Below are 305 nucleotides of genomic sequence, written 5' to 3' on the forward strand. Positions count from 1 at the left end.
TTCCGTTTGCGGAAGATACCTGCGTGCCGCCGGAACACCTTGCTGATTATATTGTGGAGTTTCGCGCGCTGCTCGACAGCCATGGTCTGAGCTATGGCATGTTCGGGCACGTGGACGCGGGTGTGCTGCACGTGCGCCCGGCGCTGGACATGTGCGACCCGCAGCAGGAGATCCTGATGAAGGAGATCTCCGACGAGGTCGTGGCCCTCACGGCCAAATACGGCGGCTTGTTATGGGGCGAGCACGGCAAAGGATTCCGCGCCGAGTACAGCCCGGCGTTTTTTGGCGAACAACTTTACGCCGAG

1 protein-coding gene is annotated in these 305 nt (G+C 61.0%); it reads left to right on the forward strand.

All coding sequences use genetic code 11. From position 1 onward, the window contains the following. On the forward strand, positions 1-305 hold a 305-nt coding region (locus tag FLQ44_RS10060; protein ID WP_170252922.1), incomplete at both ends, for an FAD-linked oxidase C-terminal domain-containing protein.

It is taken from the genome of Vogesella mureinivorans (assembly GCF_007644035.1).
Classification (GTDB): Bacteria; Pseudomonadota; Gammaproteobacteria; order Burkholderiales; family Chromobacteriaceae; genus Vogesella; species Vogesella mureinivorans.